The sequence below is a fragment of the Luteibacter anthropi genome, from assembly GCF_011759365.1.
GTDB lineage: Bacteria > Pseudomonadota > Gammaproteobacteria > Xanthomonadales > Rhodanobacteraceae > Luteibacter > Luteibacter anthropi.
The window spans coordinates 96,664-118,182 of record NZ_JAARLZ010000009.1 but is presented as its reverse complement, the minus strand read 5'-3'; the positions used below and the strand labels follow the sequence as shown (position 1 = coordinate 118,182).

24 protein-coding genes are annotated in these 21,519 nt (G+C 63.4%); 11 read left to right on the top strand and 13 right to left on the bottom strand.

Annotation, left to right across the window (positions count from 1 at the left end):
• Positions 1 to 8: 8 nt before the first annotated feature.
• Positions 9 to 1,346 carry an ABC transporter permease gene (locus HBF25_RS16365; protein ID WP_425483501.1) on the bottom strand — a complete coding sequence of 446 codons (1,338 nt, stop codon included), beginning with the start codon at positions 1,344 to 1,346 and terminating at the stop codon, positions 9 to 11.
• A gap of 444 nt (positions 1,347 to 1,790) precedes the next feature.
• Between HBF25_RS16365 and HBF25_RS16360 the strand changes: the two genes are divergently transcribed.
• From HBF25_RS16360 to HBF25_RS16330, 7 genes are all read left to right on the top strand, one after another.
• The gene (locus HBF25_RS16360) at positions 1,791 to 1,958 is read left to right on the top strand and encodes a hypothetical protein (protein WP_166950265.1); all 168 of its coding nucleotides are present in this window, start codon (positions 1,791 to 1,793) and stop codon (positions 1,956 to 1,958) included.
• Positions 1,959 to 2,094: 136 nt separating this feature from the next.
• Positions 2,095 to 3,393 (top strand): radical SAM protein, encoded by a 1,299-nt coding sequence (locus HBF25_RS16355; RefSeq protein ID WP_166950264.1) that lies wholly within the window; start codon positions 2,095 to 2,097, stop codon positions 3,391 to 3,393.
• A 23-nt stretch (positions 3,394 to 3,416) separates the two neighbouring features.
• The gene (locus HBF25_RS16350) at positions 3,417 to 4,637 is read left to right on the top strand and encodes an aKG-HExxH-type peptide beta-hydroxylase (protein WP_166950263.1); all 1,221 of its coding nucleotides are present in this window, start codon (positions 3,417 to 3,419) and stop codon (positions 4,635 to 4,637) included.
• Between the two features lie 2 nt (positions 4,638 to 4,639).
• Entirely contained in the window at positions 4,640 to 5,041 is a 402-nt protein-coding gene (locus tag HBF25_RS16345) for a hypothetical protein (RefSeq protein WP_166950262.1), read from the top strand.
• Between the two features lie 40 nt (positions 5,042 to 5,081).
• Positions 5,082 to 7,223: a peptidase domain-containing ABC transporter gene (locus HBF25_RS16340; protein ID WP_166950261.1), complete on the top strand. Its 2,142-nt coding sequence runs from the start codon at positions 5,082 to 5,084 to the stop codon at positions 7,221 to 7,223.
• Positions 7,224 to 7,267: 44 nt separating this feature from the next.
• On the top strand, positions 7,268 to 8,233 hold the full coding sequence (locus HBF25_RS16335; RefSeq protein WP_166950259.1) for a glycosyltransferase family 9 protein: 966 nt from the start codon (positions 7,268 to 7,270) through the stop codon (positions 8,231 to 8,233).
• Positions 8,230 to 9,480 carry a DUF6895 family protein gene (locus HBF25_RS16330; RefSeq protein ID WP_166950258.1) on the top strand — a complete coding sequence of 417 codons (1,251 nt, stop codon included), beginning with the start codon at positions 8,230 to 8,232 and terminating at the stop codon, positions 9,478 to 9,480. Before HBF25_RS16335 ends, HBF25_RS16330 begins: the two co-directional genes overlap by 4 nt.
• 18 nt (positions 9,481 to 9,498) lie before the next feature.
• Here HBF25_RS16330 and rclC read toward each other — a convergent pair whose 3' ends face one another.
• From rclC to HBF25_RS16285, 9 genes are all read right to left on the bottom strand, one after another.
• Positions 9,499 to 10,068 (bottom strand): reactive chlorine resistance membrane protein RclC, encoded by a 570-nt coding sequence (gene rclC, locus HBF25_RS16325; RefSeq protein ID WP_166950257.1) that lies wholly within the window; start codon positions 10,066 to 10,068, stop codon positions 9,499 to 9,501.
• 167 nt (positions 10,069 to 10,235) lie between these two features.
• Entirely contained in the window at positions 10,236 to 11,483 is a 1,248-nt protein-coding gene (locus HBF25_RS16320; protein WP_166950256.1) for an MFS transporter, read from the bottom strand.
• A 138-nt stretch (positions 11,484 to 11,621) separates the two neighbouring features.
• Positions 11,622 to 12,380, bottom strand: coding sequence for an HvfC/BufC N-terminal domain-containing protein (locus HBF25_RS16315; RefSeq protein ID WP_166950254.1), 759 nt, complete (start codon positions 12,378 to 12,380; stop codon positions 11,622 to 11,624).
• Entirely contained in the window at positions 12,377 to 13,213 is an 837-nt protein-coding gene (gene bufB, locus HBF25_RS16310; protein ID WP_166950252.1) for an MNIO family bufferin maturase, read from the bottom strand. Before bufB ends, HBF25_RS16315 begins: the two co-directional genes overlap by 4 nt.
• A gap of 52 nt (positions 13,214 to 13,265) precedes the next feature.
• Positions 13,266 to 13,553: a BufA2 family periplasmic bufferin-type metallophore gene (gene bufA2 / locus HBF25_RS16305; RefSeq protein WP_166950250.1), complete on the bottom strand. Its 288-nt coding sequence runs from the start codon at positions 13,551 to 13,553 to the stop codon at positions 13,266 to 13,268.
• A gap of 59 nt (positions 13,554 to 13,612) precedes the next feature.
• A complete protein-coding gene (locus tag HBF25_RS16300; RefSeq protein ID WP_166950248.1) occupies positions 13,613 to 14,380 on the bottom strand; it encodes an alpha/beta fold hydrolase in 768 nt (255 codons plus the stop codon).
• A gap of 43 nt (positions 14,381 to 14,423) precedes the next feature.
• Positions 14,424 to 14,870, bottom strand: a complete 447-nt coding sequence (locus tag HBF25_RS16295; protein WP_208392631.1) for a DoxX family protein — start codon at positions 14,868 to 14,870, stop codon at positions 14,424 to 14,426.
• On the bottom strand, positions 14,867 to 15,142 hold the full coding sequence (locus HBF25_RS16290; RefSeq protein ID WP_166950246.1) for a BufA1 family periplasmic bufferin-type metallophore: 276 nt from the start codon (positions 15,140 to 15,142) through the stop codon (positions 14,867 to 14,869). The genes HBF25_RS16295 and HBF25_RS16290 overlap by 4 nt, the downstream gene beginning before the upstream one ends.
• A 26-nt stretch (positions 15,143 to 15,168) precedes the next feature.
• A complete protein-coding gene (locus HBF25_RS16285; RefSeq protein WP_166950244.1) occupies positions 15,169 to 15,585 on the bottom strand; it encodes an organic hydroperoxide resistance protein in 417 nt (138 codons plus the stop codon).
• 290 nt (positions 15,586 to 15,875) lie between these two features.
• Here HBF25_RS16285 and HBF25_RS16280 point away from each other — a divergent pair, with 290 nt between their 5' ends.
• From HBF25_RS16280 to HBF25_RS16270, 3 genes are read left to right on the top strand one after another with little or no spacing between them, the layout of a single operon-like run.
• A complete protein-coding gene (locus HBF25_RS16280; RefSeq protein WP_166950243.1) occupies positions 15,876 to 16,412 on the top strand; it encodes a redoxin family protein in 537 nt (178 codons plus the stop codon).
• A gap of 31 nt (positions 16,413 to 16,443) precedes the next feature.
• Positions 16,444 to 17,184: a response regulator gene (locus HBF25_RS16275; protein WP_166950241.1), complete on the top strand. Its 741-nt coding sequence runs from the start codon at positions 16,444 to 16,446 to the stop codon at positions 17,182 to 17,184.
• Positions 17,181 to 18,488, top strand: a complete 1,308-nt coding sequence (locus tag HBF25_RS16270) for a sensor histidine kinase (RefSeq protein ID WP_341778095.1) — start codon at positions 17,181 to 17,183, stop codon at positions 18,486 to 18,488. Before HBF25_RS16275 ends, HBF25_RS16270 begins: the two co-directional genes overlap by 4 nt.
• A 76-nt stretch (positions 18,489 to 18,564) precedes the next feature.
• On the opposite strand, the gene HBF25_RS16265 is transcribed toward HBF25_RS16270, so the two are convergent.
• Positions 18,565 to 19,530: a GlxA family transcriptional regulator gene (locus tag HBF25_RS16265; RefSeq protein ID WP_166950239.1), complete on the bottom strand. Its 966-nt coding sequence runs from the start codon at positions 19,528 to 19,530 to the stop codon at positions 18,565 to 18,567.
• 76 nt (positions 19,531 to 19,606) lie between these two features.
• On the opposite strand from HBF25_RS16265, the gene HBF25_RS16260 reads away from it, so the two are divergent.
• Positions 19,607 to 20,305, top strand: a complete 699-nt coding sequence (locus HBF25_RS16260) for a dienelactone hydrolase family protein (protein WP_166950237.1) — start codon at positions 19,607 to 19,609, stop codon at positions 20,303 to 20,305.
• A gap of 63 nt (positions 20,306 to 20,368) precedes the next feature.
• Here the strand turns inward: HBF25_RS16260 and HBF25_RS16255 are convergent, their stop codons facing one another.
• Both HBF25_RS16255 and HBF25_RS16250 read right to left on the bottom strand, forming a co-directional pair.
• Positions 20,369 to 20,542 carry a DUF1328 domain-containing protein gene (locus HBF25_RS16255; RefSeq protein WP_166950235.1) on the bottom strand — a complete coding sequence of 58 codons (174 nt, stop codon included), beginning with the start codon at positions 20,540 to 20,542 and terminating at the stop codon, positions 20,369 to 20,371.
• Between the two features lie 330 nt (positions 20,543 to 20,872).
• Positions 20,873 to 21,475 carry a hypothetical protein gene (locus HBF25_RS16250; protein WP_166950233.1) on the bottom strand — a complete coding sequence of 201 codons (603 nt, stop codon included), beginning with the start codon at positions 21,473 to 21,475 and terminating at the stop codon, positions 20,873 to 20,875.
• Between the last annotated feature and the right edge of the window lie 44 nt (positions 21,476 to 21,519).

The window sequence follows — 21,519 nt, the reverse complement described above, 5'->3', positions numbered from 1 at the left end:
GGTCTCCGTTACTGGACTTTCATCTGCAGGGCGGGTTCGACCTGCGTCATGCGCCACGCTGGCAGCAGGCCAGCCAACAGACTGGCAATCTGCGAAAGTACGAAGGTCAGCACCAGCATCGGCAGGCTGAATTGCGCGAGCCGCGCATAGTCATCGGGCTGCTGGCGGACAAGCCACAGACCGACGGTAGCGAAGGCTATGCCCAGCACGCCGCCGGCGATGCCGATGAAGCTCGCTTCGGCCAGGCATTGCTTGAAGATCTCGATGCGTGTGGCTCCCAGGGCGCGATGGATACCGATCTCGGTGGCCCGGCGGGTGAACTTTGCCATCAAAAGTGCGGCGGTATTCACCAGGCAAACGAGGAGGAACCCGAACGCCAGCCAAGTCTGTATGCGTACGTCCGAAGGTACGACGTGGTTGTAATCGAGCCACTGCATGACGTTGCGCAGTCGCGTATTTGCCGGGCGCTCGTAGCGCCCTGCCTGGTGCTGTTGCACGGCGTAGTCGTCCAGGTACTGCCGATAGCCCGCTACCTTCTCCGGGGCGTCCAACTCCACCCAGTACTGAAGCCACGCGCAGGGCGCGCTCATGGCCCGCTTGCCTTCGGCGTCTTTCGTGGCGGTTCCCCAGCAGTCCATGGTGCCTTCGGTATCCAGGCGCAGGTCGATGGACGTGGACAAGGGCAGGAATACCTGCTCGGTGCCGCTGAAGCGACGGTCGCCCAGGTCATAGAAGCGCGGATTGAGGGACCATTCGTCCAGCACGCCGACCACCCGGAACATGCCTTGCGGGGTACGGAAGGTGCGTCCGATGCTCTCGCTGCCGCCGAAGAGTTTCTCGCTGAGATCACGTCCTATCACGGCGACCCTGGCATGAGCCTGGTCGTCATCGGCATTCCAGCTCCTGCCTGCAAGCATCGGGGCATCGAACATGGCGAAGAAATCCGCCGAGGTATAACGTGCCTGGACACGCAGGGATTTCGTCGCGTGACCATCGGGAAGGATATTTATGGTACCGCCGCTCATCGCGGCCTGTCGGTCTGCCCGCTTGTCGCGCAGCAAGGCCTGCGCATCATACCGGGTCATCTGCGCCGCCGGCTCGCCATCCTGCTTGAATCCCTGCATCGTTGCCGGATCAAGCTGCGGGTAGAAGAGGCGATGGCTCTTTGCGGGGATGGGATCGCCCGATAGGACATAGAATGTCGTAAGCGTCGTCATTGCAGCGCCGATACCCAGCGCAATGGCAATCACCATCAATCCGGTCAGGACCAGGTTTCGCCTCAGGCTTCGCAAGGCGATATCGAAGTAGCCGAGCATGCATTGTCCCCTGTGCATCTGCGACGACATGCCGGTGATCCATCCGCCATGCGGAAAGGCATCGGGAAGGCATCGCTCCATGAGCGTCACGGGATACTACGCGAATTTTCCGGGCATTCCCAAGGTGTTCGTGTGAAGGACGTATCGCACGATCTTGCGCGATAAGATTGTAAGCATTTGCGGCAAATATTTTCTCCGGTATTTGTTTTTCATGTGAAATCCAGGGCCGAAAACATGGATGGTGGCCACTCCATCGGTTTGATGTGCGTGGCTTTATTTAAGTGGTTTTTCGAAGAGCTGTGTCATGTCTTCGGTGCATTCAGGGGCGACGGATCATTCGGATAACTGGTGGCGGACGTCTGATTTTTTCGCATTGCCATGGCGTCTTTTTGATGGCTAGAGTCGAAATGGGGGTGGCAACCACCCTCCGGTCAGCATGAGCTGTCCGCTTCATCCTATGTAGGGGAGTAAGTGATGTCTAAGCTTGAAAAGGAGTTGCAAGCTGGCGCCGCCGAGATCAATCTCGACGCGCTGACGGAGCTTGTTGAGTCGCAGCTGGGTAACGTCGTGGGAGGCGGTTATTCCCAGTGGTCGGCTTCGCACAACAAGGATCCGGCCACCACTCAGCCGACGCAGCAGTAATCCGGATTCCGGCTTACTGAATGGCATCGCCCGCCAGGGCGTTGCGACAGGGTGTCGCCTTGCGCGACACCCTGGTTGGCGTATGCGACGGTCATGCGGCCGTTCGTCCGATGGAGTGGTGCAGGGGAGAGGAGACATGGACCTGGTTGAACATGCCCGGGCGGAAGCGGACAGCTCCGTCCAGCGCGATGCCTTGCCGCCGGTATCTGCGGCGAATCGCTACGGAAGCATCGATGTCGTGCTGAAAGTGGTGGAACGCTGCAATCTGGCGTGCCCCTACTGTTACTTCTTCTTTGCCGATGATGACTCGTTCAAGCGTCATCCGCCGACCATTCCTTCCAGAACCATCGACGCGCTGCTCGCCTACCTCCACGATGCCATCGATAACCACGGTATCCAGATGGTGAAGATCGGGCTGCACGGTGGTGAGCCGCTGATGATGAAGAAGCCGGCTTTCCGGGCCATGTGCGCGCGCTTCCGCGACGAACTGGGCCCGAAGTGCCGGCTCATGATCACGATGCAGACCAATGGCGTGCTCATCGATGAGGAATGGATCGACATCTTCGCCGAGCTGCGTATCCGCATAGGTGTGAGCGTGGATGGTCCGAAGCATATCCACAACCTGACCCGCATCACGAAGAAGGGCCGCGGAACCTATGACGAAACCCGCCGCGGGTGGGAGTTGCTCCGGGCTGCGGTGGACCAGGGAAGAATCACCGATCCGGGTATGCTCTGCGTAGTGAATCCGGCCTATTCGGGCCAGGAAGCCTTCGACCACATCATCGGCGAGCTTCGCTCCAGCGCGGTCAATTTTCTTCTGCCGGACATCACGCACGATTCCCCGGAGGCTACGGAGGCGTTCATTGCGGGCTGCGGCCGTTTCATGATCGAGGTGTACAACGCGTGGGCCGCCAGCGATGGAAAAGCCACGGTGCGCTTCATCTACGAGGCCGTGGGCCCCATGACCAACGACGACTCGTGCCGGAGCATTGCCACGGGGAAATACGATCCGATGGGTCTGATCGTCGTGTCGTCCGATGGCGAGATCTCCCCCGATGATGTTCTGCGAGGCATCGATGCGCGATTCCGTGATACGGGTGTCAGCCTGTTCCAGCACGGTGTCATCGACACGCTGTCTCATCCCTTATGGCAAGAGCTGGCCCAGGCCCAGGCCAGGCCGCATGCCTCCTGCACGGAATGCCTCTGGTTCAACGCCTGTCGTGGCGGGTCTCCCCAGCACCGCTATTCGAAGGAGCGTGGGTTCGACAATCCATCGGTCTATTGCGAAGAACTCAAGCGCTACCACCGTTATGTCGCGTCGAGCCTGGTGTCCTCCGGCTACGACGGCACGGAAATCGAACGTCGCCTCGACACACGGTGGGTACATAGTCCGGTGATGTTGCAGTACACCGAAGCCGACAGGCAGCGGGTCTGAAACCTTTCCATGGAATGCATGCAATGAATGGCTATGTCCTGGGTTGTGCATCTCCCCAATCCTCACTGCACGGCGAATCGCCGGACTTTCTGGCGTTCCTGTTCCAGCGTGCGGTGCTGAGGAAGATTACCCGCGAGGCCGGAATGCATCCCTTGCTCGCACGGGTCTGCACGGACGTACTCCACCCGCTGGGTGAGGATGTGGTTCCGTCAGCCTTGTGCTGGCAGCCTGAAACGGGAGCCGCGCTGGTCAAGCTGCGCCGCGGCAAACCCGCGCACGCGGTGGTGAGCGCGTTGCTGGCGCTTCATGTCCTTGGCTACGGCGCCACCTGGGCGCTTACCATCGACGAGCCGGGGAGATTCAGCTTCGACGGGCATTTCTTCGACCTCGCAGGAGACATCGAGGTGGTCGCTACCCCTGCCAGCCTCAGGATCGAGTGCCAGGGGATGGATCGGTATGCATTGTCCTTCGAGCGTGGTGCCGATGGCTGGTGCATCCAGGGCGCCGTTGATGACGTGTTCGCCTACTCGGCGCCCCGCCGTCTCGGCGATTCCGAGTTCCGGGGCGTATACCTGCAACCCTGGAAGGAGCCCGACGATGCGCTCAACATCATCGACATCGTGATCGACTGGCCGCCGAAACCCGATGAAGCGGCCCTGTTCGATGGGCGGGTATCGCCATCCGCGATTGCCGCCCAGGTCGACGAAGCCCTGGCGATCATGCGCTCGGCCGACCCGTGCTACACGCGCTGGATCCGCCCGCTCTTCCGGGGCATCGCCACAACGCCCTTGCTGGCCGATGGCATGCGGCAGAGCGGCAGCTACATCGATCATCCCGGTGTCTTTAACTTTGGCTTCCCGAGCGCGCCCGAAGGGCTGGGCGAGGGCATCGTGCATGAGATGAGCCACCAGTACCTGATGCTGCTCAGCGCCGTCAGCCCCCTGGTCAACGACAATCACGGCGAGGTGTATTACTCATCGTTGAAGCGGCGCAAGCGCAGCCTTGATCGTGTACTCCTGGCATTCCACGCATGCGCCAACATGTCGCTGTACTGGCTTGACCTGATCGACAAGATGGGCCATCGGAAGGACCGCGACGACGAGCTGGCCAGCATGCTGGCCCATACGCATGAGTTGGCGTCCGTCCTGCGGGCTTCGGCGGGGCTGACCGACACAGGGCGACTGCTTTTCGATACGCAGGTCCAGGCATTGCGCGAAAAGGGAGAGGCGGTTATCGCCGCCTGAATATGCAAGTCGTCTATCGCAAGCAGGCCATCGATTTCCAGCGCCGTCGCCTGGCGGGCGATGTGAGTGTGTTGCCGCGTCGCGGCATCGTCGTCGTGGCGGCGATGGTGATGGTGGCGATGACGGGCGCCGGCATCGCGGCATGGGGTTGGTCCATCGATGTGGACCGTGATGTCGCATGCGGGCTGCCGGCCTCCGGCTCTGGGCTCATCCTGGATGAGGTGTCGCTGACCCGGGGTGCGCGGTTATCCGGTGTGGACCAGCAACGACCGGTATCCCGTCGTATCGACGCCGATGATGTCATCGTGGAGCGAAATGCGAAGGTCGATCCTGGCTGCCTTGCAACCGTGTACCTGGCGGTTCATCCGGTTCGAGAGGCCATTGTGAGGGCTTTTCGCCGATGACCTGCGCCGATCACCGGATTGCGATGGGAGCGGGCAGGCCATGACGTCAGGTCAGCGCACGCGACGAATTACGCCCCTGCCTCAGATCGCCGCTGGCGACTGTGGCGTGGCTTGCCTGGCCATGATTCTTCAGGCCCATGGATCGGCCATCGACATCCATCGCCTGCGCGGTGCGTTCGATGCCTCGATCAATGGCATCTCGCTGAAGAAAATCATCCAGGTGGCGTCCCAGTACCGCTTGTCCAGCCGCGCGGTCCGGGCCGAGCCGGAAGGGCTCAAGGGCCTTCGCCTGCCTGCCATGCTGCACTGGAACTTCAACCACTACGTGGTGCTGGAATCCATCGGAAAGCAGGGCGCCATCATCATCGACCCCGCCTCTGGACGCCGACGCATCGCGCTGAAGGCGCTGGCGGAGCACTTCACGGGCATCGCCGTGGAATTCCGGCTCATGCCGGACTACACACGGATACGCCAACTCGTGCGCACGTCGATCGCCGACTTCTGGACCTCCATGAAGGGCGCGGGTCGTGCCGTCACGTTGCTGGTGTTCCTGTCGCTGGGCGTGCAGGCGGCCCTGCTCATCGCCCCGTTCCTCTTCGCCGTGATGATCGACCAGGCGGTGGGCCTGGCATCGGAATACCTTGCCTGGTCCATTTTCGGTGCGATCGTGGTGGCAAGCCTGTTCGCGGTCGTGGCCGATCTCGTCAGGCGCTTCGCCTTGCTGAATCTGGGTAGCCAGTTCACGGCACAGGTCAACCTCAACCTGGTCGACCATCTGCTGCGCCTTCCCTACCAGTATTTCCAGAACCGTCGCCTCAGCGATCTGCTGAGCCGGGTGGACTCTACGAGAAACCTCCGCGATGCCCTGACCGAGGGCGCCGTGCCCGTATTCGTCGATGGCCTGTTCTCCGTGGTGACGCTGATCCTCCTGGTGAGGCTCAACCCCGTCATTGCCGCGATCACGGTGGGTGCCTTCCTGGTTTTTCTGTTGATCAAGGTGCTGAGTTATCCTGAAGTGCGGGCGCGTGCAGGCGATCTGATCGACCGGGAGGCCGACCAGCAGGCTGCCCTGATGGAAACCCTGCGTGGCGTGCAGGTCATCAAGACGATGAATGCGGAGCGTATCCGGCTTTCAGCGTGGCATGGTGCAAGCGTCAAGGCGCTCACCAGCGCCCGCAGGCTCCAGGAAGCCCTGTCGCTGGTGAATGCGGCGCGCTCTACCGTGGTCGGCCTGGACTTCGCGGCCGTGGCCGTAGTCTGCGCCATCTTCGTCATACGTCACGACATGACGCTAGGTGTGCTCTTTGCCATCGTGGCGATACGCCAGCAGCTTCAGGATCGCATCTATCCGTTGCTTGACCGCCTTTTTGAGTTTCGTCTGCTGGGTATGCGACTCCAACGCCTGCGCGACATCACCGAGGAAGCGCCGGAAATTCCCGACGATATTGAAAAGACGGGCGTTTCAGCCGTTTCCGGGGGCGCCCTGGAATTACAGGATGTCCGTTACCGTTATGCGCCGGATCTGCCCTGGGTGCTGGATGGCGTGACCCTGCGGATCGAGCCGGGTGAGTTCGTGGCGATCAATGGAAGATCGGGCGGTGGCAAGTCCACGCTTATCAGGATACTGATCGGCCTGTTGCGACCGGGCGAAGGTCGTGTAGCGGTGGATGGTCACACCTTGTCGGTGGCGAACCTGGAGGCGTATCGCAACGACATCGCCGTGGTGATGCAGGACGATCAGCTGTTTACCGGTACCATCTTCGACAATATTTCCGGTTTTGATCCGAATGCGGATGCCGATGACATCGCTCATGCCGCCAGGCTGGCCGAGGTCGCCGACGATATCGAAAGCATGCCGATGGGTTATTTCAGCTTCATCGGCGACATGGGATCCACATTGTCGGGTGGGCAGTATCAACGCGTGCTGCTTGCCCGCGCGCTCTACCACAAACCCAGGATCCTCTTTCTCGACGAAGGCACGGCAAACCTTGATCCCCTCAGGGAGGGAAGAATCATCGACATGCTGAAGCGTCTTGGGATTACCGTGGTCTGCATCGCCCACCGGAGCAAGACGCTGGAAGAGGCAGACCGGGTCTACGAGATGCGCGGAGGGTGCCTGCACCTGTCGCGGGACACCCGTGTGCCGATGGAGCAGGGCGTTACTGCTGCTGGGATGCCCTGATGCAAGCCATGGTTGATCCGGATACCGTTACCGGGAAAGGCTCCGTGGTGTTCTACGCCAACGGCCTGGGCGATGCCATCATCAACCGGCCCACGTTCGACGCGCTATGCGCCCATCTGCCCAGGCCCGTGCGGCTGATCTGCAACCACGATCGTGGCACCTTTCTATGGGATGGCGTTGGCTTTGACGAGATCCTTGTGCTGGACATGCAGCGCGAGGCCGATGGAGGCCGCCAGTTCGATATGGCGTCGATACCTGAAGCCTTTATCGCCTGTGAGACCTTCGTCTCGCTGGTTCCATGGTTTTCCCGTTCCCTGGATGAGCTGGTGGCAACGCTTTCGCCTCGACGGTCGATCGGGTTCGGAAGGGGATTCGATATCTCCTTGCCGCTGGATTACACGGTCAATTCCGTGGAGCTGGGCTTCCGTGTACTGCCGGCCCTGGGTATCGATGCCCGGCTGTCCGACCATCGTCGGCCCTTGTGCTTCGGCGAAGCGCAAGCGGGAAGAGTGGATCACCTGTTCAAGCAGCTACGAACAGCAGGTATCCGTAAGCTGCTAGCGGTGCATACAGAGACGCTCCCGGATAAGCAGTGGAATACCGGTTTTTTTACGCACGTCATCTGCGACATTCTGGCCAGATTGGATGATGTTGCTGTCATTGTCGTCGACTATCACGCTTCGGGAGTGACGTGTGCCTGCCACGGGCGCAGGATGATCCATGCGCCAGGTCTCCGTCTGGAGAGTGCCATGGATATGGTTTCCCGCTGCGATGCTTTCCTGGGAGTGGATTCCTGCATGTTGCACGCCGCAGACCTGGCGGGCGTTCCCGGCGTACTCCTGTTCGGGCCACGCACCGAGCCTGCGGAGTTCGGCTACTTCTGGTCGCAAGGACATCACTTGCGATTCCGCGATGCGCATGACGGCACCATCGTCGGAGAAGCCATCCATGCGTTGCTTGGCATGCTGGACGCTCCGGTCATGGCCACGGAGGAAAGGCAGGCCTCATGATCGATCAGGTGCAGGCAGCGCTCGATGCCGCCGATGACTGGTTGTGCGATCACCTGGTACACGCCGAACCGCTGCGTGGCGATAGCCCCGGTGAATACCTCTTCCGATGCAAGGTATTCAACGAACTGGCGTTCTATGTTCAGTGGCGCAGTCGCCTGGCATGTCCGGAAAAATCTCCGGTGCATGCGATACGCAGGCATATCCTGGCGCATGCCCGCGGGGACTATCTGGAGCTGGCGGCCCGTGATCCCCGGCGGGTCCTGATTTTCTGTAGTGCCGTCGGCTACGCGCTCGGACACGGTGCGCTGAGCAACGGCGACGCGCGGCTGGCACGGTGGATTCTTTCTCCCGGTTTTGCCTGGAACACAGAATGGGTACCGAACCGCCAGCTGGACCTGCTCCAGTCACGGCGCCTTGGTGGCCTGGGAGAGCTCATGGACGTGGCATCGGTGGTCGCCGCTTCGAGCGTCGCATGGCCGCCTTCTCCCTTCCTTGCCGATCGCGAGGCGTATTACGCCTTTACGCACAGTGTTTACTACAGCTGGCTCCTGGGGCAGCTTCCCGCTGAATGCGGTGGGCATTCCGCCCTGGCGATCGAGGGAGGGCTGTGCCGGGCCCTGCATGAAGGCGATATCGACCTCGCGTATGAATTATTTGCCGCCGCCGCCTTGCATGGCCTCGGCCCGGGGCCCGGGCAACGAAACCTGCTGCGCCGGACGCTGCCTTCTCTTATGGAAGAAGGGGCGGTGCATGCTCCCGCCAATACGAAGGACGAGGCCATGGCGGCATTCGTGGCCTCCCGGGCCGGCGAGCGGGCATGGGCGGAGCGGTTCCACGTGACGCTGGTTGCCGCACTGGGCTTGGCGTGCGCCCTATATCGTGGACAAGCTCACGACATGGAAGAAGCGCACAACGACGCGGCAACGGTCGATGTGGTGGGAGCGATGTTTTCCTCCTTCCACGGCCGGCGCTGGAAAGCCGGACTACACGCTGCAGAGCGTATGCTCCGCGACGGAGTACCCGGATGGTCGGGTAACGTATTCCGCGAGGGTCTTGGCGTATTCCTTACATGCGCCATGGATGGTGAAGGTGTACCTCACGGCCTGGTGGAAGAGCGCATGGCCTTCCGCAGGCTAAGTCCCGGCGGGGGCTTCGAGCAAAGTATCCTCGAGCCCTTGCAGCGTCATTACCGGGTTGTCGCCGACCTGCTGGCCACGCCGTGCGCCGGGAAACTGGCCGCTGGCTGACCTGACGGGCACCGATTTTCACGTCTTGCTCAGGAGAGCCTTGGCCGCGTCGATGCCGATCACCCACGATCCGGCTAGCATCATCGTGTCCTTGATCACCAGCCTTCCCGCGCCCGAGAGATAAGGAAACCCATGCTGCGCATCTCCCAGCGCCGGCACCCATGCATCCGGGGTGGTGATCAGGAACGATAACGTCACCAGCGTCGTGCCGAAGGAAAGAAACGCCCCCAGCAGCCCGAGTCGCTTCGATAGCGGGTAGGAAAGCACCAGAAGGGCAATCGTCCACTCGACGATACCGAGTCCCGTCGAAAAACCATAAGTGTTGTTTGCCGTCTGCCAGGCCCGCTGCTCGGGCACGAGCTGACCCTCATGCGTGAGATGCGCCTTGTATTCCTCGGGGTGGTTATAGAAGAACGACATGACGGGACTGTTGGCCACGAAGGGCGTGATGCTGTCGGCTTCATATGGAACGAATTTCAGCGCACCGATCCACATGAAGACAATGGCGATGGCAAGGCGCATGAGGACAGGGCCGGCACGCTCGGTGCGGACGAACAAGGCTAACGCATCGTGGAACGTACGGGTCATGACAGATGCTCCGGTTGAAGGGAGCCCAGTTTGAATCGGCGCGGCGAGCGCATGAACGCGCATCCCACTCAATTCATGGCGCCCGCGTCTCACCCGATCCCCCTGTAGGAGCGCGCCTTGCGCGCGACCGGTTTTCGCGGTGGCCCGGTCGCGCGCAAGGCGCGCTCCTACAGGGGATATTTGCGTAGCCACCACCACCAGGCCAGGCCAGGCACCAGCGCCAGTATGGCGGTGACGACGAGCATCCCACCCGCCTCGAACCATCGGTCGAGGCAAAGGCTGATGCCCAGCGTACCCAGTGCGTTGAGCAGGGTACGGATAGCGTACTCCGTGCCGAAGACCCTACCGCGGTAAGCTCCGGGCACACGCGTCATGAGCAGCTGCGTGGAATAGACGAAGTTCAGTCCCCCGCCCATGGCGCGAATGCACAGGCCGATGGCTACCATGGTGAAACTATGCAGTGGCGCGGCGATCGCCAGGCCCAACGCACTAATCAGGTAGCTCGCGACGAGGCCCTGGCGCATCCGCCTTTCGTCGTCGCCGGTGACGCGTCGTGCCAGCAATGGGCCAAAGCCCGTCCCCAACCCGGTCACGGCATAGAGCACGCCCATGCTGAGACCGCCGCCTTCACCCAAAGGAAAGGCCCGGGCGGCAATGGTGGCAGTAAGTACGTTGAGGCCCCCAGTGATGAAGAAGGCATTCAATCCTTTGTGCATCACGAGGAAAGCGATTTCGGTATGCCGCCTGAGGTAGGCCAGGCCATCCGCATATTGCTGGTAGAAGTAGCCGAGGCTCACGCGTGCCGCGCTTCGCTGGTGCGTCGTCTTTACCGAGGCGATGAGCAGCGCCGATACGCCGTAACTCGCGGCGTCAACGAGAAAGGTTTCATAGACTCCGAGTAGGCCGGCGGCGAACCCGCCGGCCGCTGCCCCCACGGCGAGCATCACGGCGAAGGTGCTGGCGCTGAGCGCATTGGCGGGGCCCAGCTCGCGCTCATCTACGATGTCGGGGAACAGCGCATTGCGTGCAGGGGTGAAGAAACCGCTGAGCGCGGCCTGAAGGGCCGAGAGCGTATAGAGAAGCCAGATATCCGCCGGGCTGCGTACAAGAAGGAATCCGCACACCACGAGCGCACGTAGCATGTCGGCGGCAATCATGAGGTGCCTGCGATTGTACCGGTCGGCTGCGACGCCCGCGACGGGGCTGACAAGGAATGGCGCCACCATTCTCACCACGAACAGACCGCCAAGTTCGAGGCCGGAGCGGCCCAGGCTACCGATGAGGGTGGCCGAAGCAATGAGATTGAACCAGTCGCCGAAGTTGCTTACGACTTCGCCGAACCAGAGATTACGGAAGTTGCCATTCCGGCGAAGAAGCGCGAGGTAGCCGGCAGACGGATGGCCGATCAACTTCAAAGGGTGTCCCTTCCTGCTGAAGTGAAAGGCAATTATGCCGCATCGTAAGGTATCTCAGGAGGCAGGCAAGTCCTGGTAGGCGCGCGCCTTGCGCGCGACCGATTCTCCAAATGGCCCGGTCGCGCGCAAGGCGCGCTCCTACAGGGCATGGAAGGTGTTTATCACGATGCCGCCGTCCAGCCACTCGGCCAGAAGGGTGCCGGCACGTGCAATGCCGGCTTCTTCGCCCAGGCGGGTGACCAGGGCTTCGCACATCGTTTCGAAGTGCGGGTCGGCCTGGAGTGCACGCAGTGAAGCATATTCGATGGCATCTATCCGAAGAACGCGAGAGGTATATTCGCGACGCCAGACAAGAAAGCCGCCGGGGGCGTCCAGCAGTTCGCCTTCGGGTGAGGGCATGCCTTCACCTTGCAATGCATGCCAGAGAACGTCGGCATTCGTGGTGGCAGAGCGCAAGCGCAAGCTGGGTGTGATTTGGAGGCACGCCCCCTCCCAATCCACTCTCCATAAGGCATCACGCGTCATGGGGTTGGCATCGCTGGCGACGAAGGCTTCCGATAGCGACCATTCGATCCAGGCCAGTTCGTGCATGTCGGGGTTATGGGGATAGAGCTGGAACAATGTGTTTTCGAAATCCTTTCCGTAGGTGTCGAGTGTCCAGCCATGGGGTGGATGCGCATCGATGTGTGCGATTGCGGCTTCACGGAACGCGCCCTCGCCGAGCCAGCGTGCCGTGGCCGGATAGCTCACTTCGAGACAGCGGACGAGTTGCGTTCGGTAGTTGTTCTGATAGACGTTAAGGCCGATAGCAGCCTTTTCACCAAATGCGAGCGCGTCTTCCACATCGCCACGCAGAAGCCATCGGCGGAAGTCGTTCTGCCACGATGCGAGGCTCATGCGGCTTCCTTGATACGCTGGCCGATGCCGCGTGCGATGGCGAGTTCGTCCAGCAGCTCGGCAAGCGGCGGGATATCGTCATCGCGTTCGATCATGGTGGCGACCGGGCCGAGCAGGGCGACGGCCTTGGCGTACAGTGCCCATACGTCGTCGCATACCGGTTGGTCATGCGTGTCGATGAGAATGCCGGGGCTTTGCGTGTGCCCGGCCAGGTGGATCTGCCGCACGCGCTCGGCGGGTATCCCGCGCAGGAAGGCGTGGGCGTCGAATCCATGGTTCATGGCACTGACATGGACGTTGTTGACGTCCAGCAGCAGACCGCAGTCGGTGCGCTTCGACATCTCGGCGAGGAATGCCCATTCGTCCATCGTTGCACCGTCGAAGGCGACATAGCTCGACGGGTTTTCGAAGAGCATCGCGCGACCAAGGATATCCTGGGCCATGTCGATGTTGCGGCAGACCATGGCCAGTGCTTCGTCGGTGTAGGGCACGGGTAGCAGGTCGTGCGAGCTGAAGCCGGCCATGCGTGACCAGCTCAGGTGATCCGACACATACAGCGGATCGATCGCATCGGCGAGCTTGCGCAGGCGAACGAGGTAATCGCGATCCAGCCCATCGGCGGAGCCGATGGACATCGACACGCCATGCAGGATCACCGGATGCCGCTCGCGCACCTGACGCAGGATGTGCAGCGGCTGGCCGCCGTCCACCATGAAGTTCTCGGAAATCACTTCCACGAAATCCACCGGCACGTCGGTGTCGAGAAAGTCGCGATAATGCTCGCGGCGCAGGCCGAGACCGTAACCGGAGAACGTGGCGGGAGGCGTGTGCATGGGGATTCCTCGGCAAGGGAAAGGGGCCGCGTCATGCGGCCCCTCGTGACGATCAGGCGCCGGCCGGCTCGGTGGTGGTGCCACCCAGGGACTTGCACTCGCTGGGCGTCTTCACGACCACGCCCTGGCCCTTGCAGTCGTTGAGGCCCTTGCAGTCGTGCTTGGCGGTGGCGCACAGGCTCTGGCCCTTGCAGCTGTTGACGCCGTAGCAGCGGCCCGGCTGCTCGGTGCTGGCGCCCTTGTCGGCGGCCTGCACGGGCGAACCGATGGAGGCGACGGCGAGGGCGACGAGGGCGGCGGCAGCGGCGAGGCCGGTGCGGGACTTGGTGGCGACAGACATGATGTTTCTCCTGGAGTGGGGTGGTCCTCACGGACCGTTGGGTCGGTGGTGGCGTTGTCTTACTTCGCTTCGCGCGCGGCTTCTTCGATCACGGCCGCGACCTTCTCCGGCTGGGAGATGTAGGTGACGTGGCTGCCGGCGATCTCGGTGACCCTGGCGTTGGCGCGCTTGTACATCCAGCGCTGCAGGTCGGGGCTGAGGGCGTGATCTTCGGTGGAGACGATCGCCCACACCGGTTTGTTGTGCCATGCGGCGGCGAGCGTCGTGGCACCGAAGGCCTTCGTGGTGCCCGGCACCTGCGAGATCGCCATGAAGTCGGTGCGGTTCTTGGTGAGGTCGCCGGCCACGTCCTCGGCGAACTTCGCCTGAGCGATGTAGAGGCGGCCTTCGCGGGTTGGCTGCACGTCGTTGCTCGGCGACGGCATCGAGCCCAGCAGCTGGCTCAGCGTCTCGCCCACTTCGGGCACCAGCGCCGAGACGTAGACCAGACCCTTTACCTTGTCGCGTGCGCCGGCTTCGGTGATCACCATGCCGCCGTAGCTGTGGCCTACCAGCAGCGTGGGGCCATCCTGTTTGCGCAGGCGGTCCAGCACGAGGTCCACGTCGTCGGGCAGCGATTCGATGCGCGGCTGCACGACGGTCACGGTGTAGCCCTTGTGGATGAGGATGTCGTGCACCACACGCCAGCCCGAACCGTCCACGAAGGCGCCCGGCACGATCACGATGTTGTGGACGCCCGGCGGCGTGGAAGCGTCGGCGGCGACGCTGGCGGTGGCGCCGCCCAGGGCGAGGGCGGCGATGGTCAGGGAGAGAAGCAGCTTGCGCATGGCGGACGTCCTGTAGAGGTCGGAAAGAGAAAGGGGTGATGGATCAGCGGCGGCGCAGGACGCGGTCGAGCGACCAGTTCCCACCACCGCGCGCCAGCAGCGGCAGCAGCAGGCCGGCCCACGAGAGGTGCGTAGGCCACGCGTCCGGATAGACGAACACCTCGATCACCGTCGTCATGCCGAGCAGGGCCAGCGCCGAGACGCGCGTCATGAGCCCGAGCACCAGCAGGAGGGGGAACAGGTGCTCGGCATACGTCGCCAGATGGGCGGCCACCGAGGGGGGAATCAACGGCAGGGCGTACTCGGCGGAGAACAGGTCGTAGGTCGAGGGCTTGATGGTCAGAAACCCATCCACCTTCGTCCGGCCGGACTGGAAGAACACGGCGGCGATGCCAAGGCGCGCCACCAGCAGCACGAACGCATCCGGCATGCGTTCCGCCAGGCGCGCGAGCGGCGAGGCTTTCGTCGCATCCCGCGCCGCCGCGTTCACGGCTGGGCCTCGAGCGTGCCGTGGCCCTTGGGGGTCTTGATGCTGGTGCAGGTGCCTTTGTCGACGAGTACCCAGGCATTGCCCTGGTAATCCTTCTTCGCCGTGCCGGCGCAGGTGGTGCCGGGGCCGGCGGCGCAGTCGTTCTTGCCGGCCTGGGCGACGCCGTAGCACTTCTCCATGGGCTTCTTTGCTTCGTCGGCCTGGGCGTTCGTGGCGAGGGCGGCGAGACCGAGGGCGAGGGTGGCGGCGATGGCGCTGTACTTGCGGTTCATGGGTATCTCCGTGGCGTAGGTGTGGGTCAGGCGACGAACAGTTCGACGTCGATGTTTCCGCGGGTGGCCTTCGAGTACGGGCAGGTGCCGTGCGCGGCCTGCACGATGGCTTCGGCCAGCTCGCGATCCAGGCCCGGCAGGCTCACGGTGAGGCGGGCGCGCAGCGAGTAGCCGTTGTCGCCGGTACCGAGATCCACTTCGGCGTCCACGGCGGTGTCGGCCGGCAGCGCCACGTGGCGTTCGCGGGCGGCAAAGCCCATGGCGCCGATGAAGCAGGCCGACCAGCCGGCCGCGAACAGCTGCTCCGGATTGGTGCCCAGGCCGTTCGAGCCGGGCGTGGACAGCTTCACGTTGAGGCGCAGGTCGGAGCTGCGCGCTTCGCCTTCGCGGCCGCCGGTGGTGCGGGTCCTGGCGGTGTAAAGGACGTTGTCGATCTGGGCCATGGTCGGGGTCTCCGTTGCGTAAGGAATGGGGTGGTCGGCCTCGGATCGGCCGGTGTGGACATGACAACGCCACGGCGTATCCCGGCTGTGTCGCGATCGGGCCGAAACGGCAACGGACTGTGTAGCGGGGCGCTTCGTACACATTCGGATACACAAAGGACCCGGATGGGCCGCCGACGACGTGTACAAACCGATACAAAACCCCATGCGCGAGGACACGCCCGGGACAAGCCCCGGGGCTTCAATGGCAGCATCCCGGCCCGTGCCGGCCCTTTCTTCGAGGAACCGCCATGACTCCCTATCGCATCGCCGTGGCCCTGGTGGCCTTGCTCATCGCCGTTTCGGCCGCGTGGCCCGTGGGCTTCGCCAGTGCAAGCGACCCGGTGCCCGTCACGAAGGCGCCGGAGTTCGTCGGCATCGATCGCTGGTTCAACTCCGAACCGCTCACCATGGCCGGTCTGCGCGGCAAGGTGGTGCTGGTGGAGTTCTGGACGTGGGACTGCATCAACTGCGCGCACGTCACGCCGCACGTCAAGGCGCTGTACGAGCGCTATGCGATGGACGGCCTGGTGGTGGTGGGCGTGCATACGCCCGAGTTCGACGAAGAGCGCGATCCGGCGGGTGTGCAGGCGGCCATCCGTCGCTTCGGCATCACCTGGCCCGTGGCCACCGACAACGGTTATCGCACCTGGGACGCCTTCGGCAATCGCTTCTGGCCGGCCCAGTACCTGATCGACCGCGACGGCAACATTGTTTACCGGCACGTGGGTGAAGGAAACTACGAGGACACCGAAGCCCGGGTCCGCGAACTGCTGCGCAAGGCCTGACCGGTCCGCGCCATAGATGGGGAATCAGCACTTGGAACACATCGACCACATCCTCGTCGTCGACGACGACCATGGCATCCGTACCGGCGTGGTGGAATACCTGCGCAAGAACGGCCTTCGCGCCACGCCCGCCGCCGACGGCCGCGAGATGATGGCGCAGCTGGACACCTCGGCCTTCGACCTCGTGGTGCTCGACATCATGATGCCCGGCGACGATGGCCTCGTGCTGTGCCGCAACCTGCGCGGCGGACGCCATCGCGCGGTGCCGGTGCTGCTGCTCACCGCGCGCGATGACGAGACCGATCGCATCATTGGCCTGGAGATGGGCGCCGATGACTACGTCACCAAGCCGTTCTCGCCGCGCGAGCTGCTGGCGCGCATCAAGGCCGTGATCCGCCGCACGCGCATGCTGCCGCCGAACCTGCGCATTACGGAAACCACGCACTCGCTGTCGTTCGGGCGCTGGCGCCTGGATACCACGGCGCGTCACCTGCTGGATGAAGACGGCACGGTGGTCGCGCTGAGCGGTGCGGAGTTCCGCCTGTTGCGTGTGTTTCTGGATCATCCGCAGCGCGTGCTCTCGCGCGACCAGCTGCTCAACCTCACGCAGGGCCGCGATGCGGAGCTGTTCGACCGCTCCATCGATCTGCTGGTGAGCCGCCTTCGCCAGCGTCTGCGCGATGACGCGAAGGACCAGGGCTATATCAAGACGGTGCGCAGCGAAGGCTATGTCTTCTGCATGCCGGTGACGGTGCACGGAGACGTGGCGTGACACAGGCCCGTCGCCCATGGTGGCCGCGCAGCATGGCCTCGCGGCTTTACCTGATCATCTTCTCCGGCCTGTTGCTGGCACATGTGCTGTCGTTCGGGCTGATGTTCTACGAGCGATATACGAGCGCCACCACGGTGATGCTCGACACGCTCGAACATGAGGTGAGCACGTCGGTGGCGATGTTCGACCGCCTTCCGGCCAGCGAGCGTCCGGTGTGGGTGGGGCGGCTGGCGCGCGACAATTACCGGTTTCTCATCGGCCACGGCGAACATGGCGTGCCGCTGGTATCGCAGCGATCGCGCGACATCACGCGGATGATTGAGAAGGAGGTTGGGCCGGATTACAAGGTTTACGGCGACACCATCTCGACGAAGCCCGAGCGTTATCAGGTGCATTTCACCCTGCACGATGGTTCGGCGCTTACCTTGTTGGTGATGCCGCGTGGTGTGCCGGTCGCCGACTGGCTGCCTTTCGTTTTCATCTTGCAGATGATCCTGCTGCTCGTATTCACCTGGCTGGCCGTGCGTCTGGCCACGCGTCCGCTGGCGTATCTCGCGCAGGCGGCGGAATCGATCCGTCCCGGCACGGACGGTCCACGCATGAGCCAGGAAGGGCCCACGGAAGTGGCGCAGGCGGCCACGGCGTTCAACGAGATGCAGGACCGCATCAGCCTTTATCTGAAGGAGCGCCTGCATATCCTGGCGTCCATCTCGCACGACCTGCAAACGCCGATCACGCGCATGCGCCTGCGTGCGGAGTCGCTGGAGTGCACGCCCGAACGCGATCGCCTGCTCAACGACCTCTTGGAAATGCAGCATCTGGTGCGCGAAGGCGTGGCCTATGCGCGCAGTGCGCATGGCGGCTCGGAAGTGCCGGTGCGTATCGATCCGTCGGACTTCCTGGAAAGTCTCGTCTTCGATTATCAGGACGTGGGGCAGGATGTGATGCTCACCGGTCGCATCGAAGGCACGGCTACGGTTCGCCAGCAGGCCCTACGCCGCGTGCTGGGCAACCTCATCGACAATGCGTTGAAGTACGCAGGCGCGGCGGAAGTGGGACTGGAACGCAACGGCAAGGACGGCCTGCGCATCACGGTATCCGACCGTGGTCCCGGCATCCCCGAAGACAAACTGGAAGACGTGCTGCAACCCTTCTACCGCCTGGAAAGCTCCCGCAATCGCGATACGGGCGGCGCCGGCCTGGGCCTCGCCATCGCCACCCAGCTCATCCGCTCCACGGGCGGCGACCTCAAACTCGCCAACCGCGAAGGCGGCGGCCTGACAGCCACCCTCACCCTCCTGTAGGAGCGCGCCTGCGCGCGACCGGTATGGCGAAAATGCTGAAATCTTTCGCGATAACCGGTCGCGCGCAGGCGCGCTCCTACATGGAGGGTTGGCGGCGGTAGTCGCCGGGGGACTTGCCGGTGATGCGCAGGAAGATGCGGCGGAACGATCCGGTGTCTTCATAGCCCACCAGGTATGCGATGCGGTCGATGGGCCAGCGGGTGCTGCCCAGCATGGAGCATGCTTCCGCCACGCGCAGGTGTTGGCAGTACGCCGTGGGGCTCATGCCGGTGGCCTTCTGGAAGCGACGCAGAAACGTACGCTCTCCCAGACCGGCTTCGCCCGACATGGTGGCGATGGAGGCCCACTGCGTACCGGCGCGATGCAGCCGGTGCTGCACGCGGAGTACGGCGGCATCGCCATGATCGAAACCGGGAGCGAACACATGCTGTTCGGTGTCGCTGACGCCCGGCGGGTCCACCTGCATATATCGCGCGGTATCCAGCATCACCTGAGAGCCGAGCAGGCGCTCTACAAGACGCAGGCCCACGGCGGTCCATGACATCAAGCCGGCCCCGGTTACAACGGGGCCGTCATCCAGCAGTCCGCGATCTGCCTCCACCCGGATATCGGGATGTCGTCGCGCCAGTTCCTGTGCATACATGCCATGCGCGGTGACAAGCCGGCCACCCAGCGCCCCCGACGACGCCAGCGCAAATACGCCCGAGCAGACGCCTGCCAGCAGGGCGCCATCGCCATGTCTTGCATGCAGCCATGTCGCCATGGGCGGATGGAATCGCGCGGCCAGGGGATCTTCGACGCTTGGCGGAAGCACGAGCGCCCGGGGTGTTCCGCGCGAGCGCGGGGCCGAATCGAAGGCCCGCCTAGCATCGCTGTCGTAATGACTCACGCGAAGCGCCGGTGGCGCATCGGTATCACCTCGTCGCATCTGGCGGTCGGCGATGAGAAACAGGTCGGTCAGCCCACGGATGGCCGCTTCCTGGGCACCCGGATAGAGCACCAGCCCCACCTCGGCCGCAGCGTTGTCAGTTTTGCCATGCATGGCGTCAGTTTAGCCAACTGCGGGAAGGGCCATGCAGGTCTACTTTGGGGGCCAGTCACATTACCCGGAGCCTGCCATGAGCGATTCACTCACCATTTCCACCCCCGACGGTGCCTTCCACGCCTACGTGGCCCGCCCGGCGATCACGCCCGCCCCGGTCGTCATCGTGATCCAGGAGATCTTCGGCCTGACCGAAGGCATCCGCAGCATCGCGGATGGCTGGGCACGCGAAGGCTATCTTGCCGTGGCGCCCGACCTGTTCTGGCGCTTCAAGCCGGGCATCCTGCTGTCGGAACACAGCGAGGAAGACTGGAAGCAGGCGCTCGACTATTACCTGCGCCTCGATCTCGACAAGGCAGCCGATGACATCGAAGCCACCATCGACGCCGTGCGCAACCTGCCTGGAGCCGGCGAACGCGTCGGTGTCACGGGTTACTGCCTCGGCGGTCTGCTGACCTTTATCACGGCGGCCCGTGGCAAGGTAGACGCTGCCGCCGAGTATTACGGCAGCCGTACGGATGAATTCGTCGACCGTGCGAAGGACTCGAAAACACCGCTGCTCATTCATCTGGCAGGCGAAGACAAGTTCATGGACAAGGCAGCCATCGCACGGATCGTCGATGGTCTCGATACCAACCCGCATGTCGAGATCCATGTGTACGAAGGTCGCGATCACGCGTTCGCCCGCCCCAACGGTGCGCATTTCCATGCAGATGACGCTGCTCGTGCAAATGCGCGCACGCGTGCGTTCTTCCGCGAAAAGCTGCGCGGCTGACACATGAAGAAACGCCCCGGTCTGGGGCCGGGGCGTTTCTCCTGTCACTCGGTGTCTTTCGCGCTATACGCGTGGGCCGCGACGGAAACCGCCGAACAGCAGCGAAAGGATAAACAGGATCAGGAACACGACGAACAGGATCTTCGCGATGCTGGCGGCGCCGGCAGCGATGCCGGTGAAGCCGAAGATCGCGGCGATGATGGCGATCACGAAGAAGATGACGGCCCAATGCAGCATGGCGAGGTCTCCGGTGGATGATGGGGCAGCCCGGTCGTCCGGGTGCGGTGCCATTCGAGCATCGGGCGGTTGAAGGCGGTGTCTGTGAGCGGTGAGACGCTATCTCACCGGCCCTATGCGACTTCCTCACAAACATTCGATAGCACCCTGTAGGAGCGCGCCTTGCGCGCGACCGGTTTTCGCGAGCACCCGGTCGCGCGCGAGGCGCGCTCCTACAAGGAGACGTAAAGAAAAAGGCGCGGCCTGGGCCGCGCCTTTTTCCTGGTGTCGCGGGTTAGGTATCCCGCTTCACCGTTTTATAGGCTGTCGCGCGCAGGCGCGCTCCTACCATTACTTCTTCTTGACTTCGAACGCCTCGTTGCCCACGGCCTGGCCGTTGAGCGAGATCACGACCTTGTACTTGCCTTCCGGCCACTCGTTCGGGTTCTGCACCTTGAAGGTGGTGACGGCCGGGCCGTCGGTGCTGATCGACTGGCTGATATCGCTGACCGTGGTGGCGGTGTCGCCGTCCTGGTAGGTCCACTTGGCGGCGAGCGTGGCACCGGCCGTGCTGCCTTCGGTGGCGACCGAGGCGTAAATGGTCTTGTCGTTCGGGGCGAAGGCGGTCTTGGCCTTGGCGACCTTCTTGTCGGCGCCGACGGCGTTGCCGAGGGTGACCGAACCGACCTTCAGCGATTCGGCGGCAGCCGCGGGCGCGGCAGCCGGAGCCGGAGCGGCCGGCTGGGCGGCGGGAGCGGCGGCGGCGGTGCCGGCAGCTGCCGGGGCCTGGGCGGCCGGAGCGGTCGATGCCGGAGCCGGAGCAGCGGCCGGGGCGGTGGAGGCCGGGGCCGGAGCGGCGTTCTGCTGTTCGTCCTTCTTGCCGCAGGCGGTGAGGACCAGCAGACCGGCGACGGTGGCCGAGGCGAGGACGGACGAACGCATGGAAAGCTTCATGTCTGGATTCCGGAAAGTGCTTGTCAGTATCAGGAGGGTGGCGC

Coding starts and splice junctions, on each gene's coding strand:
- HBF25_RS16365 (WP_425483501.1), bottom strand. CDS start 1,346: ATGTCGTCGCAGATGCACAGGGGACAATGCATGCTCGGCTACTTCGAT.
- HBF25_RS16360 (WP_166950265.1), top strand. CDS start 1,791: ATGTCTAAGCTTGAAAAGGAGTTGCAAGCTGGCGCCGCCGAGATCAAT.
- HBF25_RS16355 (WP_166950264.1), top strand. CDS start 2,095: ATGGACCTGGTTGAACATGCCCGGGCGGAAGCGGACAGCTCCGTCCAG.
- HBF25_RS16350 (WP_166950263.1), top strand. CDS start 3,417: ATGAATGGCTATGTCCTGGGTTGTGCATCTCCCCAATCCTCACTGCAC.
- HBF25_RS16345 (WP_166950262.1), top strand. CDS start 4,640: ATGCAAGTCGTCTATCGCAAGCAGGCCATCGATTTCCAGCGCCGTCGC.
- HBF25_RS16340 (WP_166950261.1), top strand. CDS start 5,082: ATGACGTCAGGTCAGCGCACGCGACGAATTACGCCCCTGCCTCAGATC.
- HBF25_RS16330 (WP_166950258.1), top strand. CDS start 8,230: ATGATCGATCAGGTGCAGGCAGCGCTCGATGCCGCCGATGACTGGTTG.
- rclC (WP_166950257.1), bottom strand. CDS start 10,068: ATGACCCGTACGTTCCACGATGCGTTAGCCTTGTTCGTCCGCACCGAG.
- HBF25_RS16315 (WP_166950254.1), bottom strand. CDS start 12,380: ATGAGCCTCGCATCGTGGCAGAACGACTTCCGCCGATGGCTTCTGCGT.
- bufB (WP_166950252.1), bottom strand. CDS start 13,213: ATGCACACGCCTCCCGCCACGTTCTCCGGTTACGGTCTCGGCCTGCGC.
- bufA2 (WP_166950250.1), bottom strand. CDS start 13,553: ATGTCTGTCGCCACCAAGTCCCGCACCGGCCTCGCCGCTGCCGCCGCC.
- HBF25_RS16300 (WP_166950248.1), bottom strand. CDS start 14,380: ATGCGCAAGCTGCTTCTCTCCCTGACCATCGCCGCCCTCGCCCTGGGC.
- HBF25_RS16290 (WP_166950246.1), bottom strand. CDS start 15,142: ATGAACCGCAAGTACAGCGCCATCGCCGCCACCCTCGCCCTCGGTCTC.
- HBF25_RS16285 (WP_166950244.1), bottom strand. CDS start 15,585: ATGGCCCAGATCGACAACGTCCTTTACACCGCCAGGACCCGCACCACC.
- HBF25_RS16280 (WP_166950243.1), top strand. CDS start 15,876: ATGACTCCCTATCGCATCGCCGTGGCCCTGGTGGCCTTGCTCATCGCC.
- HBF25_RS16265 (WP_166950239.1), bottom strand. CDS start 19,530: ATGCATGGCAAAACTGACAACGCTGCGGCCGAGGTGGGGCTGGTGCTC.
- HBF25_RS16260 (WP_166950237.1), top strand. CDS start 19,607: ATGAGCGATTCACTCACCATTTCCACCCCCGACGGTGCCTTCCACGCC.
- HBF25_RS16255 (WP_166950235.1), bottom strand. CDS start 20,542: ATGCTGCATTGGGCCGTCATCTTCTTCGTGATCGCCATCATCGCCGCG.
- HBF25_RS16250 (WP_166950233.1), bottom strand. CDS start 21,475: ATGAAGCTTTCCATGCGTTCGTCCGTCCTCGCCTCGGCCACCGTCGCC.